Annotated in this window: 15 protein-coding genes and 1 pseudogene; 9 read left to right on the forward strand and 7 right to left on the reverse strand. The window is 68.3% G+C overall.

The features are described from left to right. Positions 1-20 precede the first annotated feature (20 nt). The gene (locus tag F4Y45_13500) at positions 21-1,550 is read left to right on the forward strand and encodes a hypothetical protein (GenBank protein ID MXY25517.1); all 1,530 of its coding nucleotides are present in this window, start codon (positions 21-23) and stop codon (positions 1,548-1,550) included. 352 nt (positions 1,551-1,902) lie between these two features. Further along, complete coding sequence (locus F4Y45_13505) at positions 1,903-3,339, forward strand: DUF222 domain-containing protein (GenBank protein ID MXY25518.1); 1,437 nt, start codon at positions 1,903-1,905, stop codon at positions 3,337-3,339. Positions 3,340-3,411: 72 nt separating this feature from the next. Here F4Y45_13505 and F4Y45_13510 read toward each other — a convergent pair whose 3' ends face one another. Together F4Y45_13510 and F4Y45_13515 are read right to left on the reverse strand one after the other, a co-directional pair. After that, positions 3,412-3,852 (reverse strand): type II toxin-antitoxin system VapC family toxin, encoded by a 441-nt coding sequence (locus F4Y45_13510; GenBank protein MXY25519.1) that lies wholly within the window; start codon positions 3,850-3,852, stop codon positions 3,412-3,414. Continuing rightward, a pseudogene (locus F4Y45_13515) lies at positions 3,849-3,950 on the reverse strand (antitoxin). The gene F4Y45_13510 and the pseudogene F4Y45_13515 overlap by 4 nt, the downstream one beginning before the upstream one ends. 366 nt (positions 3,951-4,316) lie before the next feature. On the opposite strand from F4Y45_13515, the gene F4Y45_13520 reads away from it, so the two are divergent. Both F4Y45_13520 and F4Y45_13525 read left to right on the forward strand, forming a co-directional pair. After that, a complete protein-coding gene (locus F4Y45_13520) occupies positions 4,317-4,814 on the forward strand; it encodes a HEAT repeat domain-containing protein (GenBank protein ID MXY25520.1) in 498 nt (165 codons plus the stop codon). Positions 4,815-4,923: 109 nt separating this feature from the next. Continuing rightward, the gene (locus F4Y45_13525; protein MXY25521.1) at positions 4,924-5,937 is read left to right on the forward strand and encodes a hypothetical protein; all 1,014 of its coding nucleotides are present in this window, start codon (positions 4,924-4,926) and stop codon (positions 5,935-5,937) included. Between the two features lie 15 nt (positions 5,938-5,952). On the opposite strand, the gene F4Y45_13530 is transcribed toward F4Y45_13525, so the two are convergent. Genes F4Y45_13530 through F4Y45_13545 form a run of 4 tightly spaced genes read right to left on the reverse strand, consistent with a single transcriptional unit; the run spans position 5,953 to position 9,599 of the window. Continuing rightward, positions 5,953-6,507, reverse strand: a complete 555-nt coding sequence (locus F4Y45_13530) for a hypothetical protein (protein MXY25522.1) — start codon at positions 6,505-6,507, stop codon at positions 5,953-5,955. A gap of 52 nt (positions 6,508-6,559) precedes the next feature. Further along, entirely contained in the window at positions 6,560-8,074 is a 1,515-nt protein-coding gene (locus F4Y45_13535; protein MXY25523.1) for a tripartite tricarboxylate transporter permease, read from the reverse strand. Positions 8,075-8,081: 7 nt separating this feature from the next. Beyond that, positions 8,082-8,558, reverse strand: coding sequence for a tripartite tricarboxylate transporter TctB family protein (locus F4Y45_13540; GenBank protein ID MXY25524.1), 477 nt, complete (start codon positions 8,556-8,558; stop codon positions 8,082-8,084). Positions 8,559-8,564: 6 nt separating this feature from the next. Further along, positions 8,565-9,599 (reverse strand): tripartite tricarboxylate transporter substrate binding protein, encoded by a 1,035-nt coding sequence (locus F4Y45_13545; GenBank protein ID MXY25525.1) that lies wholly within the window; start codon positions 9,597-9,599, stop codon positions 8,565-8,567. A gap of 124 nt (positions 9,600-9,723) precedes the next feature. On the opposite strand from F4Y45_13545, the gene F4Y45_13550 reads away from it, so the two are divergent. From F4Y45_13550 to F4Y45_13570, 5 genes are all read left to right on the forward strand, one after another. Further along, positions 9,724-9,972, forward strand: coding sequence for a DUF2191 domain-containing protein (locus F4Y45_13550; protein ID MXY25526.1), 249 nt, complete (start codon positions 9,724-9,726; stop codon positions 9,970-9,972). Further along, entirely contained in the window at positions 9,969-10,415 is a 447-nt protein-coding gene (locus F4Y45_13555; GenBank protein MXY25527.1) for a PIN domain-containing protein, read from the forward strand. Before F4Y45_13550 ends, F4Y45_13555 begins: the two co-directional genes overlap by 4 nt. A 65-nt stretch (positions 10,416-10,480) precedes the next feature. Further along, positions 10,481-13,165, forward strand: a complete 2,685-nt coding sequence (locus tag F4Y45_13560) for a TonB-dependent receptor (protein ID MXY25528.1) — start codon at positions 10,481-10,483, stop codon at positions 13,163-13,165. A gap of 55 nt (positions 13,166-13,220) precedes the next feature. Beyond that, positions 13,221-14,717: a hypothetical protein gene (locus tag F4Y45_13565; GenBank protein ID MXY25529.1), complete on the forward strand. Its 1,497-nt coding sequence runs from the start codon at positions 13,221-13,223 to the stop codon at positions 14,715-14,717. 243 nt (positions 14,718-14,960) lie between these two features. Then, positions 14,961-15,440 (forward strand): hypothetical protein, encoded by a 480-nt coding sequence (locus F4Y45_13570; protein ID MXY25530.1) that lies wholly within the window; start codon positions 14,961-14,963, stop codon positions 15,438-15,440. A gap of 34 nt (positions 15,441-15,474) precedes the next feature. On the opposite strand, the gene F4Y45_13575 is transcribed toward F4Y45_13570, so the two are convergent. Beyond that, entirely contained in the window at positions 15,475-18,078 is a 2,604-nt protein-coding gene (locus tag F4Y45_13575; GenBank protein ID MXY25531.1) for a TonB-dependent receptor, read from the reverse strand. Positions 18,079-18,167 lie beyond the last annotated feature (89 nt).

Here is an 18,167-nt window from a genome sequence, read left to right on the forward strand (position 1 = left end):
GGAGTAGGGGACCAACCGAGATGGACCGCCGGGTGCCCCGCCGCCACCTCGGAATGCTGTCGGCAGTCGGCTGGCTGCTGGCGGCAAGCGTCGCCCCGGCGACGGCCCAGACACTAGACGAGAGTCTGCTAGATGCGGTGCGGCTGCAGGACGGCGAGGCAGTCGAGCGCCTGCTGGCCGCTTCCGCCGACGTCAACGCGAGGCAGACGGACGGCGCGACCGCCCTGCACTGGGCGGCCTACCTGGACGATCTGGAGACGGCCCGCCGGCTGATCGACGCCGGCGCCGATGCCGCCGCGGCGAACGAGCTCGGCGTGGTCCCGCTCACCCTCGCCTGCGGGAACGCCAACGCAGCCATGGTGGAGCTGCTGCTGGAGGCGGGCGCCGACGCCAGCGCCGCCGTCACGACCGGCGCGACGGCGCTGATGGAGTGCGCGCGCACCGGCAGCGCCGAGGCGGTGGCCGCGCTGCTGTCCCACGGGGCCGACGTTGACGCCGCCGAGTCGGAGGAAGACCAGACGGCGCTGATGTGGGCGGTGGCTCAGCGCCACCCGGATGTCGTCCGCGTGCTCCTCGACCACGGCGCCGACCTCAACCACCGGTCGCGCGTGCGCCGCTTCGTCATCAGCCGGCGCCTCCAGTCCAACCTGAAGTACGGCGAGCTGGGCCGGAGCTATGGCACCGACGCCGAGGAAACCGACGCCGGCGGCTACACCGCGTTCCTCTTCGCGGCGCGCCACGGCGACGTCGAATCGGCGCGCCTGCTACTCGCCGCTGGCGCCCGCGTCAACGACACCGCGCCGGACGGCCGGAGCGCCCTCGTCCTGGCCGCCCACAGCGGCCACCGCGCGCTCGTCGAGTTCCTCCTGGCCGAAGGCGCCAACCCGAACGCCGCGGCGGCGGGTTACACCGCCCTCCACGCCGCCGTGCTGCAGGGCGACCTCGCGATGCTCGAGGCGCTGCTCGAGGCCGGCGCGCGGCCCGACGCCCAGGTAACCGTGGCGACCCGGGTCACGCGCAACGGCCAGGTGCTTATGATTGGCGACCACCTGCTCGGCGCCACGCCGTTCGCACTCGCCGCCAAGTTCGCGGAGGCGGATCTCATGCGCGCCCTCCTCTCCGCGGGCGCCGACGGCGTCCTCCCCCTCCGCAACGGCTGGACCCCGTTGATGCTCGCCTCCGGCGCGAGCTGGCGCTACGGCGTCTGGGATCGCCGCGAGCGCGCCCTCGCGCGCGACTTCGCGTTCCAGGCGGAGCATATCGACGAGGCAGGAACGCTGGACGCGGTGCGGGTGGCCCTGGAGGCGGGCGCCGACGTCAACGCCGTCGACGAAACCGGCAACACGGCCCTCCACCATGTCGCCGACAAGGGCTTCCCGCGCGTGGTCGAGCTGCTTGCCGAACACGGCGCCGGGCTGAACGCCGCCAACTATCGCGGCCAGACGCCGCTCGCCATCGTGATGCGCGGAGGCGGCAACCGTGAGGCGACGCCGGTCACCGAGGCACTGCTGCGTTCACTCGGCGCCGAAGACTCCTTCTCCCCGCGGTGAGAGAGTCTCCTCGTCTTCCAGTTCCGCGGCAACACTCAGGGCGCGATCGAGGTTGACCCGAAACACACCGAGATCGGCAAGCTCCTCGCGGTAGCGCCGACAGCGGGGCGGGCGCCGAGCCGGCCACGCCGAACGGAACTGGCGGCGAACCCGCGCCAAGATTCTGCTTGACACGTTTTTCCCTAGGCCCCTCCGGAACTCCCCAACCGACGGGTAAACACGTCGTTCCAGCGGCCTGACAGCGCCGTAGAGCGACGCGGCCGCGAATCGCGACGGCAGGTTCATCTGGGCCTCGGCGCGACCGCCACAGTCGAAGCTAAACGGTCTAAATACAGTGGTTTACACTGGAGGTATGAACACTTCCACGACGTCCGACAAGGCCCCGATTCCGTCTCCCGACGAGCTCCGCCGGAACCGCGAAGAGCGCAACCGCCTCGAGAACGAGATCGCCGAGCTCTCCGCCCGCATCGACGCCGCCATCTACGAGCTGCTGGTCCGTATCCGCCGCTTCGACGAGCTGGGAGGCTGGTCGGGCGCCACGTCCTACCCCCAGTGGCTGAGCTGGCGGGCCAACCTGGCCCCCGGCACCGCGCGGGAGTACGTGCGGGTGGCGCATGCCCTGGCCGACCTGCCGAAGACCTCCGACGCGCTGCGGCGGGGCCAGATCTCTTACTCGAAGGTGCGCGCCATCACCCGGGTCGCGACGGCGGCGACCGAGGACCGCCTGCTGCATCTCGCCCGCCAGTCGACGGCGGCCGACCTCGAGCGCATCGCCCGGGCGTGGCGGCTGTGCGACCGCCAGCAGGAGGGGCGGGAGGACGCGAAGCGGCGGCGGAACCAGGAGCTCAGCATCTATCCGGATGTCGACGGCATGTTCGTCGTCCGGGCGTTGTTGACGCCGGAGTTGGGCGCGGTGGTGCGACGGGCCATCGAGGCGGCGTCCGAGCAGCTCTACCAGGAAGCGAAGGACGCGGAGCCGAAGAACGTGGAGAAGGAATCGCCGGCCTGCCGGCGGGGGGATGCGCTGGGGCTGATTGCGGAGAGCGCGCTTGCCGCGAAGCTGGACACGGGGACGGCGGGCGACCGCTACCAGGTGGTCGTGCACGTCGACCCGGAGACATTGCGGGACGACGTTTCCGCGGAAACGTCCGGGGCGACCGACGGTCCGAGCGAGAACAACTCGGGCAAAGGGTTGGCGAGTGCCGGGCAGGCTGCCCTGGAGGAAGCGGGCGGGATCCGCGTTTCCGCGGAAACGTCCCGGCGTGTTGCCTGCGATGCCGGCAAGGTGGTGATGCGCCATGACGCCAAGGGCAATGTTCTTGATGTTGGACGCAAGACGCGGACGGTCTCCCCTGCGTTGCGCCGGGCCCAGGAGTCACGGGACCAGCACTGCCGCTTCCCCGGCTGTGAGGCGCGGCGCTGCGACGCTCATCACGTCAAGCACTGGGCGGATGGCGGTACAACGAAGCTGGACAACCTGGTTCTGCTGTGCCGCCGCCACCATCGGGCAGTCCACGAGGAGGGATTCGGCCTGACCCTTGACGCGGAGGGTCAGCCGCGCTTCACGCAGCCGAACGGCCAGCCGCTGGAAATGGCGCCCGCGCCTCCCAGTTGGTCGGGTGCGCCGCTTGCGCCGACGGACGCGAAGCTTGCCGAGGACGGCATCGCGATCGACGCCAATACGTCAATTCCCAACTGGGGCGGCGAACGGCTGGACCTGCCCTATGTGATTGGGGTCGCGTGGCGGCCGGGAGACAATCCGGGCGCGGAGGAAACTGCGGGACCATAAACGGACCCTTGCAGGTAGCCTCGACTGCCTTGTCGCGTGATCGCGCAAGACGCCGTCAGATTAGCGATCCGGTCACTGCGGGCCCTGTCGCCCGGGATTGACCCAGCGCAGGTTTGCGAACCTCGCAAAGTCGTGGTCGAAAGAGACGAGCGTGGCGCCGTGAGAAACGGCTAACGCAGCAAGATGAGCGTCGGATGTCAGATTCCCTCCGGTCCCCGTTTCCAGGAGTAGCTGCTCCAGATGGCGCCAGTGCTCGTCGGTCTCGCGCACCAGTCGAACCGTCGGCTGGCCAAGCCACTTGTTGACCCGCTGACATGCCTGCTCGACAGTCAGTGGTCGTGGAAGTACGGACGGGTGCGTGCTGAGGCGCAGGAACCCGGTGACCACCGACCACGTGAGACCGACCGGCTCATCGCCGTTCAGCGCGGATTCCCACCACGTGCGAGCCTCCGCGTGACGAACAGCCGCTGTGTTGATCGCGTAGAGGACGACGTTGAGATCGACGACTGTCACTTGCGTTGCTCGATCTTGCGAAGGGTCTCTTCATCCTCAAGTTGGGCGGCAATCGTGAGGGCGCGATCGAGGTTCACCCGAGGTACGCCCAGATCGGCGACTTCCTCGCGGTAGCGCCGGCGGCGGCGGGAGAGCCCGGCCCGTGCATCCAGTCCCGCCCGAAGCGTGTCGTTTGCTACACGCGTCAACGACCTGCCTGTCTCGTGTGCCCGCGCCTTGAGTTCCCGCAGGATGTCATCCGAAATGGCAAGTGTCGTTCGCATGAATGCATCATAGCATCACACAGGGAATCATCAGTATGCAGAGAGAATCAACACACTTTGCTTGGATCCTGCTTGCCCGGTGCCCGTGAGGGGAATACGATGAAAGCGTCCGTGTCTGTCACGGGGGACTCCGGAGTGCTCTTCGAGCGCCGGAAGACGTCTGGCAGGCATGGGCTTTTCCTTTGAGGACGGCTCGCCCCAATGAGTTCCCGCTACGAAGCACTGGTCGCCAGTCTCGACGGCAACGACTTCTACCCGCCCGCCATGGAGCTGGCGGGCGGGGGCGCCGAAGCTATCCCGGCCGTCCATGCCGGCATGAGCCACTCCAACTGGCGCATTCGGCGCGGGTGCGCATGGGCGCTCGGCCAACTCGCCGACGCGGAGTCGTTGCGGCGCTTGACCCTCCTGACGCGCGACCCAAAAAAGAAAGTGCGCAAGATGGCCATCCTGTCACTCGGCCTCGCCGCCCGGCAGGGCAACGGCAGCGGGCGAGGGATCGATAGCGTTCCCCAGTTTGCCTACAGCGCGGTGCACGATCCGTCCGTCCGGGTCCGGCGCGTCGCCGTGCTGATGCTCCTGCTCCAGGCGCCGGAACGTCGAGTCGCCCGCATCCTGCGGAAGGTCATGGCGACCGAGCAGGATCCCAAGGTCGTCCGGCTCGCCGAGTGGGCTCTGCAGCAACGCGGGAAGCGCGCGTAACCCCGTTGAGGTCACAGCGCCCGCTGCCACCACCCCAACGCGTCACGTGGGCTAGCGTCACGGGGTTAAGATGCGTACTGCACTAAGGGAGCAAGTCCGGGAGGACGAGATGAAGCACCAAGTGTCAATCGTGGCGTTGGCGGCGTGCGCTGTCCTGATGGGCGCGGCGCCGGTGGTTGCTCAGGACGGATCGGCCGACGCGGCCGAGTGGGAGGTACCGCGGACGCCCGACGGACGCCCCGACCTCCAGGGGGTATGGGCGAACAACGCCGCAACCCCGCTGGAGCGGCCCGAAGCCCTCGCCGACCGCGGCGAGCTGAGCGACGAGGAGGTTGCCTCGCTGACGCAGCACGCGCGAGAGCTGTTCAACGGCGAGACCGATGCGGCGTTCGGAGACAGCGTATTCAACGCGGCCCTGGCGGAAAGCCAGGGGTTCACCTCGTCCGACACCGGTACCGGTAACTACAACCAGTTCTGGCTGGTCGACCGCGACTTCGAGAACCGCACGTCACTCATCGTCGATCCACCGGACGGACGGGTTCCGGCGCTCACCGACGCCGCCCAGGCAAGGACGGAGGAGGCTCGCGCGTATCGGCGCGCGCATCCGGCCGACTCGTACACCGACCGCAACAACTCCGACCGTTGCATCACCTACGGCGTGCCCCGGATCCGGGCCGGCTACAACAGCTACTTCCAGTTCGTGCAGACACCCAATCATCTGGCGGTGCTGAAGGAGTTGATTCATGACGTCCGGATCATCCCCATCCACGGACAGCCGCATCTCGACGACCGGATTCGGCAGTGGATGGGTGACTCGCGCGCGCATTGGGACGGCGACACGCTGGTCGTCGAAACGACGAACTACTCGGAGAAAAGCAACTTCATGGGCTCGGCCGAGAACTTCCACCTGGTGGAGCGTTTCACCCGCGCGAGCCCCGACACCCTCAACTGGGAGCTGACCTTCACCGATCCCACCCACTGGACGCGCCCCTGGACTGCGCTGATCGCCCTGAAGAAGACCGACGACGCGGTGTTTGAGTTCGCCTGCCACGAAGGCAACATCGCGATGGAAGGGATTCTCGGCGGCCACCGGGCCGAGGAACGGGAGGCGGCGAAACAGTAGCCCGCGAGGGCGCGCCTAGTCGATCTTCCGGTAGCGCCGGATCGGCTGGCGGTCGGCGCCAAGCAGCAGGAACGTCCGGCCGGGAATGTCGTACTCCCAGCGAAGGGCGTCGCTCTCGAGGATCAGCATGTCCCCTTCGCGCGTGATCCGATGCTCGCGCATACGGATGGGGATGGAACCGCTGACCGTCAGCTCGGCCGTCTCGGCGGTCGGGCCGCGCCAGTCCTCCTGGCGTTCGTAGCCGTACGTCCAGGTGTCCGGACCCCAGCGGTACTCGCCGTAGCCGGCCGTCGAGTGGTAATCGCCCGGCGCGGAGCGGTGCCGGATCGCCATCACGACCCCGTCGTACACCATCCAGCGGCCCTCCATCTCCGGGGGGCGCACCACGACGTCGCCCACATGCCACTCGGTCAGCTCCCACGTGCCCTCGATAACTGCGCGGACGTCCGCCGGCGGCATCCCGCCCTGGGCGCGAGGCACGACCGCGCCGATCGCTGCCACCGCCACGAGAAAGCCGATCAACGGCAGGGCCGCGAACGGGCGCGCGAGGTAACGGTCACGGTCACTCATGGCATCTGCTCCTTCCCATCGAGGTTCAGCGCGATTCTGGATCGATTCGGCATCAGCGGACCGCCCGTCGCCGTCGCGCCAGCATCGGCGCCGACGCGGCGAGCACGGCGAGCACGAGGAGCACGGCGGACACGGGCCGTGTCATGAAGATGGTCGGGTCGCCGCCCGCGATCGCCATCGCCCGCCGGAACTCCTGTTCCAGCAGTGGCCCGAGCACGACGGCCAGCACCGTCGGCGCGAGCGGCAACCCGTAGCGTCGCATGAAGCACGCGAGCAGGCCGATGGCGTAGACCACCGCGACATCGAACAGGTTGTTGTTGAGTGTGTAGACACCGACCGTCGCGAAGGCAAGCACGGCGGCGAACAGCAGCGGAGTCGGCACGCGGAGAAGCTGTACCCAGACGCGGATGAGGGGCAGATTCAGGACGAGCAGCAGCGTGTTGGAGATGTAGAGGCTGGCAATCAGGCCCCAGACCAGCGTCGTGTCCTGCGTGAAGAGGAGCGGCCCCGGCTGAAGGCCGTACATCTGGAAGGCGGCGAGCATGACGGCGGTGGTGCCGGAGCCGGGTATGCCTAGGGCGAGCAGCGGCACCAGGCTGCCGCCGGCGCTGGCGTTGTTGGCCGCCTCCGGGCCCGCCACCCCCTCGATGGCGCCGTCGCCGAAGACCTCGGGCGTCTTCGACGCGCGGCGCTCGGCATCGTAGGCGAGGAAGCTCGCGACGGTGGCGCCGGCGCCCGGAAGCACGCCGCAGAAGAAGCCGATAAGCGTTCCGCGGATCCAGGCCGGCCAGGAGCGGCGCCATTCCGCCCGGGTCAGACGCACCGGACCGCCGACCGAGCGGCCCGTCCCGGACGCGTCGGCCCCGGCCCGGCGCACGCGGGTCGCCGCGAACCAGAACACCTCCCCCACCGCGAACAGGCCGACGGTGACGACGATGACGTTCACGCCGCCGAGCAAACCCGCCATCCCGAATGTGAAACGCGCCTGGCCGGTCTGCACGTCGATGCCGACGGTGCCGAGCGCCAGTCCGATCAGCGCCGCAGCCAGCCCTCGGGCCAGCGATCCCCGCGACAGGCCGGCGAGCGCCGTGAGCGCGAACACCATCAGGGCGAAGTACTCGGCCGGCCCGAACGTGAGCGCGACCTCCACGAGCAGCGGCGCCGTCGTCATCAGCATCAGGGTGGCGAACGTGCCGGCGATGAACGAGCCGATGGCGGCCGTCGCGAGCGCCGCTCCGCCGCGCCCCTGGCAGGTCATCCGGAAGCCGTCGAGAGTCGTCATCACGCTCGACGCCTCGCCCGGCATCCGGACGAGGATGGAGGTAGTCGAACCGCCGTACATCGCGCCGTAATAGAGGCCGCCGAACAGGATGAACGCGCCCACCGGGTCCATGCCGAACGTGATCGGCAGCAGCATGGATATCGCCAGGGCCGGACCAACGCCGGGCAGGACGCCGACGGCGGTCCCCAGCGTCACGCCGATGACCCCGAGCAGCAGGTTGAACGGCGCGAGGGCGGCGCCGAAGCCGACCGCAAGGTTCCCGCCGAGCTCGGTCAACCCTCCCATGCCGGTGCTAGCCGAAAACGCCGGCCGGCAGCCGGAGACCGAGCAGCAGCCCGAGGACGGCGTAGATCGTCGCCGTGACGACGAGGCCGGCAATCAGGTCGCGGCGCCACGACCGGCTGCCGAGGAGGCGCGCTTCCAGCGGGATGAACAGCGCGGTGGCAAGTAGGTAGCCGACCGGTGCGAGCAGGGCGATATAAGCGAGGAAAGCTACCGCCGCCGGGGCGGCGGCGCGCCAGTCCGCGGAGGCGCCCTCCCCTGCCGGGACGCTCCGATCCGCGGCGGACCGGGCCGTAGCGGCAGCGGCGCCCCGCCGGAGAGCAAGCCAGACGGCGCAGGCCGCAAGCGCAACGCCGATCACCACCGGGAACGCTCGTGGACCGACCGCAGCGTAATCCCCCTCCGGCTCGCCGATCAGGAAGGCCGCCGCCAGGTAGCCGGCGCTTGCGACCAGCAGGATGCCGGCCAGCCGGCGATCGGAGCTCATGGTCTCCTATTGGATCAGTCCGATGGCGCGGAGCGTCGCATCGACGGTGGCGGTTTCCTCGCGCAGGAAGTCCTCGAACGCCGCACCGGGAAGGAAGCTGTCTTCCCAATCGTTGGCGCGCAGGATCTCCCGCCACTGGGGTGACATCCGCATCTGTTCGGCCGCCCGGATCAGCCAGTCGCGCGTCTCCTCGTCGGTGCCGGGCGGCGCCGTCAGGCCGCGCCAGTTCGACACGACGACGTCGAAACCGCTTTCTTGCAGGGTGGGCGTCGCATCGCCTTCGATCCGCTCGGGCGCGGACACCGCCAGCGGGCGCATCCGGCCCGACTCCACGTAGGCCTTCCACTCGCCGAAACCCGAGATGCCGGCCGCAACATGTCCGCCCATCACCGCCGCCGCCGCTTCCCCGCCGCCCGCGTACGCGATGTAATTCACGAGCCGGGGATCCGCCCCGGCCGCCTGGGCGAGGAGTCCGGCCAGGATGTGGTCGATGCCGCCGGCGGACCCGCCGGCCCACGCCATCGCCGCGGGGTCGCGCCGGAAGTCATCCATCAGCTCGCCGAGCGTGCCATAGTCCGAATCGGCCGGCACCGTCACCATCTGGTACTCGTTCAGGAGCCGCGCGATCGGCACCGTCTCACCGACCGAGACGGGGCTGTCGTTCGTGCGGAGGGCGCCGAGCATCACTTGGCCGAAGACCATGAGCGTGCGCGCATCGTCCCGATGCGTCGTGACTAGTTCGGCCAGGCCGATGGCGCCACCTGCCCCGCCGCGGTTGACGACCTCGACCGGCACGCCGAGGATGCCCGCCTCCGTCCAGACCTGCTGGATCTGCCGCGCGGTCTGATCCCAGCCGCCGCCCGGATTGGCCGGCGCGATGATCGTGATTGGCCCATCGGGAAAGCCGGCCGCGGTCGGCGCGAGCGCCTGCCCGGCCCGCGCGACTCCCGGACCGGAGCCGCCCGCGCACGCGGTGACCGCCAGCGCGACAAGCAGGCACGCCGCGGCAACCAGCGGGCGACGGCCACGGGCGCGGATCATCGCCCTGCCTCCTTCATTGCAGCCTTCATTCTAGGCAGAATGGGCTTACTCTCGAGCCATCAATTTCGACGGAGACCGGATGGGATGGCTTACCCATACTCTCATATATGGGTAGTATGGGCACATGAAGACGACCATCGACATACAGGACGCGCTTCTCGTACGGGCCAAGCGCTACGCCAGGCGGAACGGTCATCCACTGCGCGCGGTCGTCGAGGAAGGGCTCCGCTTGGTGCTGTCGGCGCCGGCTGCCCGTTCCCGGTATCGGTTGCCGGACATGAGCGTCGGCGACTTGGACAGCCCCGACCCCCTTGAAGCATTCTCCTGGCAGGACCTGCGCGAGATGATCTACGGCAACCGGGGAACGCCGTGATCGCGGTCGATACCAATCTGCTCGTCTATGCGCACCGCCGGGAATCCCGCGAACACGTTGCGGCTCGCGCCATCATGCGCCGACTCGCGGAGGGTGGCGATCCGTGGGCGGTTCCCTGGCCATGCTGCTACGAGTTCCTCAGCGTGGTCACCAACCGCCGCATCTGGAAGGACAGCGCGACGACGGTGGAGCGCGCGTGGCGTCAGCTCGACGCGTGGATCTCATCACCGTCAAGCCGACTGTTGGGCGAGACGGACGACTTCTTCGACCTGTTGAGCGGTTTCATTCAGCGGCCGCGAGTACACGGACCCGTGGTCCACGATGCTCGGGTCGCTGCACTGTGCGTCGCCCACGGCGCTGAGGCGCTGCTCACGCGTGATCGCGATTTCTCGCTGTTCCCGGAGCTTCGGACACGCGATCCGTTCACGTCCCGGAGGCCATGAACAAGATGCCGGCGGCAGCTAGTTCGAGAATCCAGGGATACAATAGCGACCGACCGGATACCTCGTTGTTCACTCCCAGCCGTCGGATCCTGGCGCTCTCCCTGCTCTTGGCCACCTGGGCCGCCCTCGCCTCGCCCGCAGGCGCGGCGCCGCCGGAAACGACCCCTTCGAGGCCCGGCGTCGCACAGGACGAACAGGCGGGCGCGCTGATCGAGGAGCTGAGCCGGGCGCTCGGGATGACTCCCGCCGAGGTCGAGGCCCTGGAACTGTCACCCGCGGAGATGCAGACCCTGCTCGCCGGCTTCCGGGAAGAGACGGTCGTGGTTGGCTCCCGCGCCGAGGCCCGCAGCGTTACCGAGTCGGCGGTCCCGGTGGACGTCCTGTCCGCCACGGATCTCCTCAGACAGGGTGGGGGCGACCTGAAGCAGCAGCTCCGCACGGTCATCCCATCGTTCAATAGCAACACGCAGCCCATCCAGGGCGCCTCGACGGTGGTCCGTCCCGCCATGCTCCGCAACCTGGCCCCGGACCACGTGCTGGTCCTGATCAATGGCAAGCGCCGGCACCGCTCGTCGGTCCTGGAATGGCACGGCGGCAACGGCGTGGCCTACGGCTCGCAGGGTCCCGACATCTCCGTGATCCCGGCCATTGCGCTCCGCCAGGTCGAGGTGCTACGAGACGGCGCCGCCGCGCAGTACGGCTCCGACGCCATCGCCGGCGTGATGAACTTCCAGCTCAAGGACGCCCGGTCGGGCGGTTCCGTCGAGCTCAACACTGGAATATACGGCGCCGGCGATGGCGAATCGGCACAGTTCGCCGGCAATGTCGGCCTGCCGGTCGGCGGAAGCGGGTTCGCCAACCTGAGCCTGGAGTACGGGAACAGGAGCCCGACCGACCGGGCCGCGTTGCGGAGAGACGCCATTGCCCTCGTCGCGGCCGGCAACACGCACGTCCGCTCCGAGCATCCCCAGGTCTGGGGCGATCCGGACATCGACGACGACCTGAAGCTGTTCGGCAACTTCGGCCATGCGCTTCCGACGGGCGTGCAGTTCTACGCCCACACGAACTTCGCTCGGAAGACGGTGACCCAGGGCTTCTTTTTCCGGAACCCGAACACGCGACTCGGGGTATTCAGCAACGACGCCGGGCGTACGCTGCTGATCGGGGATGTGCTCGCCGCAAACGGCATGGGCTCGGCCAACTGCCCGACCGTGGCGGTGACTAACCACGTGCCTGACCCGGCGGCGCTGCAACGCGTGTTCGACGATCCGAACTGCTTCTCGTTCCAGGAGATGTTCCCTGGCGGATTCACGCCACAGATGGGCGGCACGGCAACCGACGCGTCGCTCGCCGGCGGCGTCCGCGGTTCCACCGCCGGCGGCTTCAACTGGGACCTGAGCGGCTCGGTCGGCCTGCACGGGAGCAACCTCTTCATCAACAACACGGTCAACGGCTCGCTCGGCCCCGCCTCCCCCACCTCGTTCGACGTCGGCACGAACCGGCAGCGGGAACTCAACCTTCATTTCGATACGTCTGTCGCCGTCACGGACCGGATCAACCTCGCCGCCGGGGCGGAGTGGCGGGACGAGCAGTTCCAGACCATCGAGGGGAACCGGGCAGGATGGCTCGTCGGTCCCTACGCCCGGCAGCGCTTCATGGCCGGCGCCAACGGCTTCTTCGGCTACGGTCCACTCCAGGCGGGCACCTGGAGCCGCTACAACGTGGCCGCCTACGGCGACCTCGAGGTCACCGACCCCGAAGGCGCGTGGACGCTGGGCGGGGCGCTCCGTGTCGAAGACTTCGAGGACTTCGGGACTACGGCGAACGGCAAGGTTTCCGGCCGGTTCGGCTTCGTGCGGGGCAGTGTGAGCAGCGGATTCCGCGCGCCGACCCCAGGCCAGCAAAACGGCTTCAACATCTCGAGCTGGTTCGACCCGACCGTGGGCGACCTGGTCAACAACGCCGTCATTCCGTCGATCTCGGCCGCCGCGCAGCTCCGCGGCGGCCTGCCGCTCGGGCCGGAGCAATCGATCAACTACACCGCCGGCGTCGTGTTCGATACCGGCTCGTTCACGCTCACCGCGGATTACTTCCGCATCGACGTAGCCGATCGGATCGGGATTACGAGCAACTTCTACCTGAGCGACGCGGAGGTCGCGGACCTCGTGGCCGGCGGGTTCGACGCGGCGGAGAGCGTCAGGAACTTCCGGTTCTTCACCAACGCGTTCGCCACCAGTTCACAGGGGCTGGACCTCGTCGCAACCTTCACGCCCCTCGCCCTCCGCGGGAACACCATCATTAGCGCCGCCTTCAACCACACGGACACCGGGGTGACCGACAACGCCAAGGGCCTGCTCGACGACCGGCGGCTCGCCGAGTACGCCTACTCCCTGCCCCGCACCCGCGGGAACGTCGGGGTGACGCAACGCATCGGACCCGCCAACCTGCTCGGCCGCGTCAGTTACTACAGCGGCTGGTACGACTACGACAGCGGCCATGGCGAGATCTTCACGCCCTCCGGGGGCTTGCCCCAGGGCTTCTTCGCGGGCAGCCCGATTGTCGACGTGGAACTGAGCTTCCCTATCGGCCAGGGCACGACGCTCGCCATCGGCGGCCAGAATATCTTCGACACGTACTCGCAGGTATCGGCGATCGCGATGTCCGTCGGCGAGCAGTACAGCGAATACACCCCGTGGGGCTACAGCGGCTCCTACTACTACGTACGCGTCGGCTACGACTGGGGCGGGTAAGCCTGGGAGCGAACCCGCGCGCGCCGTCGACACCGAGTTTCCGCGCGACCTTCCCGTGTACCATCCGACCTCCACGGCCCAGTGGTCGCTCGCCATTCACCGTGTCACCGGGACGTCGGTCGAGGTTTGGGTCGGCACGCTCTTCCCGACGCTGAAGCTGCCGGAGCGGGCGCGCATCCGCCTGTTGGACGGGGACCGACACCTGAGGGCGCGTGTGATTCGCCGCGAGGACTGGCGGCGCCCCTTCAGCCGGATGAAGCGGCGCTTCTTCTGCGTCGCGACCTTCAGGAGACTGGCGCCGGGCCACGACTACCGGCTGGAGTTCGAGCGCCGAGTCGAGGCCAACCAGAAGATCGGCCTTGCCCGCCACTGGCAGCGGCTGCGCTCCGGCCGGTTCCGCACGCTGCCGTCTCGCCTGCCGCGCGCCGGTGAGGGCGCGTTCACCCTCGGCCTGGGAAGCTGCTTCTACAACCACCGCGACGGCGGTCAGGCGGCAGCCGCCTACAAGGCGCTCCATGACCGCGGCGACCCCGCCGTCCGGCCCGACCTGACGGTGCTTGCCGGCGATCAGGTCTATCTGGACATCGGGTTCGATTCGCTGTCGCTAGTCCCTGGCGAGATTCGCGAACGCATCGCCGACGACTACGCCCTGCACTGGCAGGCGCTCGGCAGCATCCTCAGCCGGGGCGGCACCTGGATGCTGCCCGACGATCACGAATACTGGAACGACTACCCGTTCGTCGATTCTCCGGTGCCGACCCTGCTGGCGCTGAAGGTACCGGGTGTGCGGCGGATCTGGCGGCGGGCGGCGCGCGACGGCGTTCGCCACATCCAGCGCTCTCCAGTCGTCGAGTCGTTCTCGTTAGGGAACGAGTTGACCGTCTGCCTGGCCGATCTGCGATCGCATCGGTCGGAAAGAGGATTCCTGCCGGACGCGGACTTCGAGAAACTCCTGCGGTGGGCGCGACGCCGTACCTCCCCGGGCGTGCTCGCCATCGCGCAGCCGCTGATCGTCACGGAGAGCAGGGCCGAGCGGAACCTGCGCAGCTTCCCACGGCAGTATGCGCGGCTGCTCGACGCCCTCGGCGCCCCCGGCCACGACGTCGTCGTGCTGAGCGGCGACGTCCACTTCGGCCGCATTGCCAGCGTCGCCCTCGGCAACGCCGGCGCGCGACTGATCGAGATCATCTCGTCGCCGCTGTCGAACCTGACCGGACTGAACGGCATCGCCACGAACGTAGCCAAGGCCGATCCGGCACACTTCCCGCCCGCCGCCGACGCCGAGGCGCTGGGCTGGGCGTCGCGTCCCGTGGACTACTTCACGGAGGGCGGGCGTCGCGGACGGTTCTTCGTGGGAACCCGAAATGGGTGGCCACTATCGGCCTACCCCAAGCGCCGGACGCGCGAGCATTTCATGACGGTGAGCTTCCGCCGCCTTCCGGAAGGAGACGTCGAGCTGACGGCCGAAGCGTGGCTCGTGCGGCGGCGCAGGGGCCCCGCCCACATGCCCGTGCGTGCCTTCGCCGAGCCGTTCCGAGTCACTCTGCGATGAATCCCGAGGCAGGCAACCCACATGCCGCCCGCGACACCTGGCGCCCGGGCGGGTCCCGGTTGCCGCTGTAGAATCGGTTTGAACTTGCAGCGCGTGGTGAAACGCCGCGTAGCACCGAGAGCGGCGAGGCCCCGGGTAGGGTCGCCACGAGCGGATGACCTGTCGTATTCTTGGGCTGGCGGGGTGATGTCGTCCTCCGCGCGGTATTCGGTGCGCAACGGCACCAGAAAGGCAAACGGATTGATGATGTTGAAGCACAGCAACTCGAGTCTCGCGGCCGTTCTCTGTCTGGCTTTGCTGGCAGCGGCGTGCGGCAGCGACGATTCCACTCCGACGGCCCCGACGCCGGCGGTAACGCTGACCGGCACGTGGGCAGGAATGTTCAACGGCGCATTGATCCAGGGTGATGGCCAGGCGGAGCTGACGCAGACGGGCACCAACGTGACCGGCGAGTGGTCGGCGCCGATGCCGCAACCACTCATTCTCCTCGGCGCTCCGGACATCGACTTGTTCGGACCGGCAGAGGGAACGGTTAACGGGACCAGCGCCACGATAACCATGCGCTTCAACGAGGCGTTCGTGAGCTACTTCGGCAGCGCGGACTGCGGGCTCGAGGCGGAGGTCACGTTCAACGAGACGACGCTGGAAGGGAGCTGGATGAACAACGAGCATTGCCAGCCGCCCGCGGTCGATTCCGGGACGCTGAGCTTCACGCGCCAGTAGACGCGGGAACCCCTGACGAGCACCGAGCAGCCGATCAGAACGAGACCGTCGCGGTCATCGAAACGGTCCTCGGGGCGCCGAGCCAGGCGGCGTTCTCGGTGATGGCGGAGAGATAGGCCTTGTCGAGCAGGTTGTTCGCCACGATCGAGAACTCGGTGGACCGGAGCAGATCGCTCAACGCCTCGCCCGAGAAGCTGACGTAGGCATCCAGCAACCAGTACTCGTCCGCGTACCAGTCGGCCAGCAGGCTGACGCGCCGCGACGACGTGTACTTGGCGGTCAACCCCGCGCCGACGGGGCCGCTACGGTCGAGCGAGACGACCCAGAGGCGGGCCGGTACGCCGGTGACGTCGGTCCCCGGCACGATGCCCTGGTTCGTGTCGACGAGCGGATCGCCGGTCCCCAGGTATGCCGAGTCGTTGAACGTGAAGGCCGTGTACAACGACGTCTGACGCGGCATCTGCACCGTCGCGGAAAACTCGACGCCTCTCGTATCGATGCCGCCCGCGTTGAAGTAGGCGCCGCCACCGGGGACGAGGTAGTTGGGACCGGCGGGCGTCTGCGGGCCGAGGTAGAAGATCCGGTTCTCGAAATCGATGTCGTACCAGGTCGCGCCCAGCGCCACCCGCTCCGCTGCATATTGCAGCCCGACATCGATGTTCGAGGCGGTCTCCGGCTCGAGGAGGTCCAGGCTGCGGCCTGGCACCTCGAGCAGCGTGGCGCTAATCGCCTTGAAGTTCTCGGAATAGCCGGCGAAGAGGTCGAGGCCATCGACGGGCGTCTCGTACGTGACCCCGCCGGAGAAGAGCAGGTCCGAATCGGAGTCGACCGCCAGATCCGGATCGACCCCGAACCGATCCTCGCGCGACACGCCGACGAGAAACTGCTTGACGCCCCCGCTCAGCGCGAACGGGCCGGCGTAAATCGTCTCCTCGACGTACCACTTGAAGACACGTTGCGGGAAGTCCCACTCGTACTGGTGCCAGTAGGCGTGCTCGTTCCACTGGAAGCTGAGGATGGGATCCAATATCCGATGCCAGTCCCGGCCGAGGTCGCGCCGCGAGTCCTCGTACCACACACCGGCGCGCAATGTGCTGCCAGCCGCGCCGACGGAAGCGAACCACTCCTCGTCCAGGGTGACGCCGAGGCGGTCCTTTCCGTAGTGACTGTGCCGGTACGACTGCACTGCCGTTGCGCCCGGATGGCACGCGGGGTCTACGGCCGGACCGCCCGAGCCGTAGTAGTTGAAGACGTAGGTTGACATGCAGCCGGGGGTCGGTCCGACGGCGGCGCCCATGCCATTCACGAAACGGATCAGTCCGAGTTCCGCGCCGCCCTGCACCGGCAGGCCGCCCAGCAGCTCCGACTCCGGCCCGCCGCCGTCGTCCGTGACGTCCACGATATAGGGTGGCAACCAGTCGCCCCGGCCCCGGTTGCGGTGGAAATAGGCGCCCAGGTTCACCGACGTGACGTCGCTGAAAGACCAATCCGCCTTGACGTAGGCGAACGTGTTGTTCCGGCGGGTCTGCCAGCCGGGCCGGTAGAACTGATTCAGGTACGGCACGCCCGGCCAGTCGCCGATCAGGCGGTCCCAGCGGGGGTTGGCGCGGAAGTCGGCCTCGCTGTAAAGCCGCTGGTAGGTGTCCTCATGGATGGTGTCGTACGACAGGTAGCTCGTCAGATCGAGGCGTCCGTGCGACGAGACGAGCTTGGCCGCGACGTGCTCCCGCTCGTTCCGCGCGGAACCCTGCACCCAGTCCGTCGACTCCTGGCGGACGGCGGCGATCCAGGCGCGCGTCTCCCCGCCGAACAGCGGTCCGCTGTCGACCCGCATGGACAACCGCTGGCCGGCGTTCTCGCCGATCGTGGCCGACGCCGTGTAGGTCCGCTCCGCCGCCGGGTCGTCCGTCTGGTAGTCGAAGGTGCCACCCAGCGCTTCGACCGACCGGGAGGCGATGTCCGCGGTCCCCTGCGATACCTCGACGCCGCCCAGGTTCATCGGGTCGATGAACCGGTTCGCCTTGGCGCCGCTGAAGTAGTCGGACGTGCCGTTCGGAAAACCGTCGATAGTCGTGCCGATCTGCGCTTCGCTGATGGTCACCTGGAAACCGCGCAGCGCAACGTTGCTCGACCAGTCATCGAACCCGTACGCGTCCCCTTCCTGGATCGATACTCCGGGCAGGTTGTCCACGACCGACGTCACGCTCGTGATGTTCGACTGCTGCAGCATCATTGGCTCGGCGACGATGTTACGGGCGAAGATCCGGGGTTCCTCGGCAACGACGCTCACCGTTTCGAGCCGCCGGGCGACCTGCAGGACGACCGGGACGGTTTGCGTGGCTCCCGCCTCGACGGAGACGGGGAGTTCGACCGTGTCGAAACCCGGCAGGATGGCCGCGACGACATAGTCTCCGGCCGCCAGGTCGGCCACCACGTAGGAGCCGTCGCCGCCGGTCACGCGCTCCTCGCGCACGCCGGGACCGGTCACCGTCACCACGACGCCAGGTAACGGGCTGCCGTTCGCGTCAACGACCGCGCCTTCGATGGCTCCAGCCGGCTGGGCGACGGCCGACGCCGGCCATAACAGCACGACCGCAACAAGGCAGAATCGGGCAAGGCTATTCGAACAGGTCGTCATCGTCTTCGCGCGCTCCCTGATTCGGAGGGGCTGCTGGGCGGCAGAGGCACAGGACTAGATAGCACAATTGCCGAACGCGTTAACACTCA

The organism is Acidobacteriota bacterium, from assembly GCA_009838525.1.
Taxonomy (GTDB): domain Bacteria; phylum Acidobacteriota; class Vicinamibacteria; order Vicinamibacterales; family UBA8438; genus VXRJ01.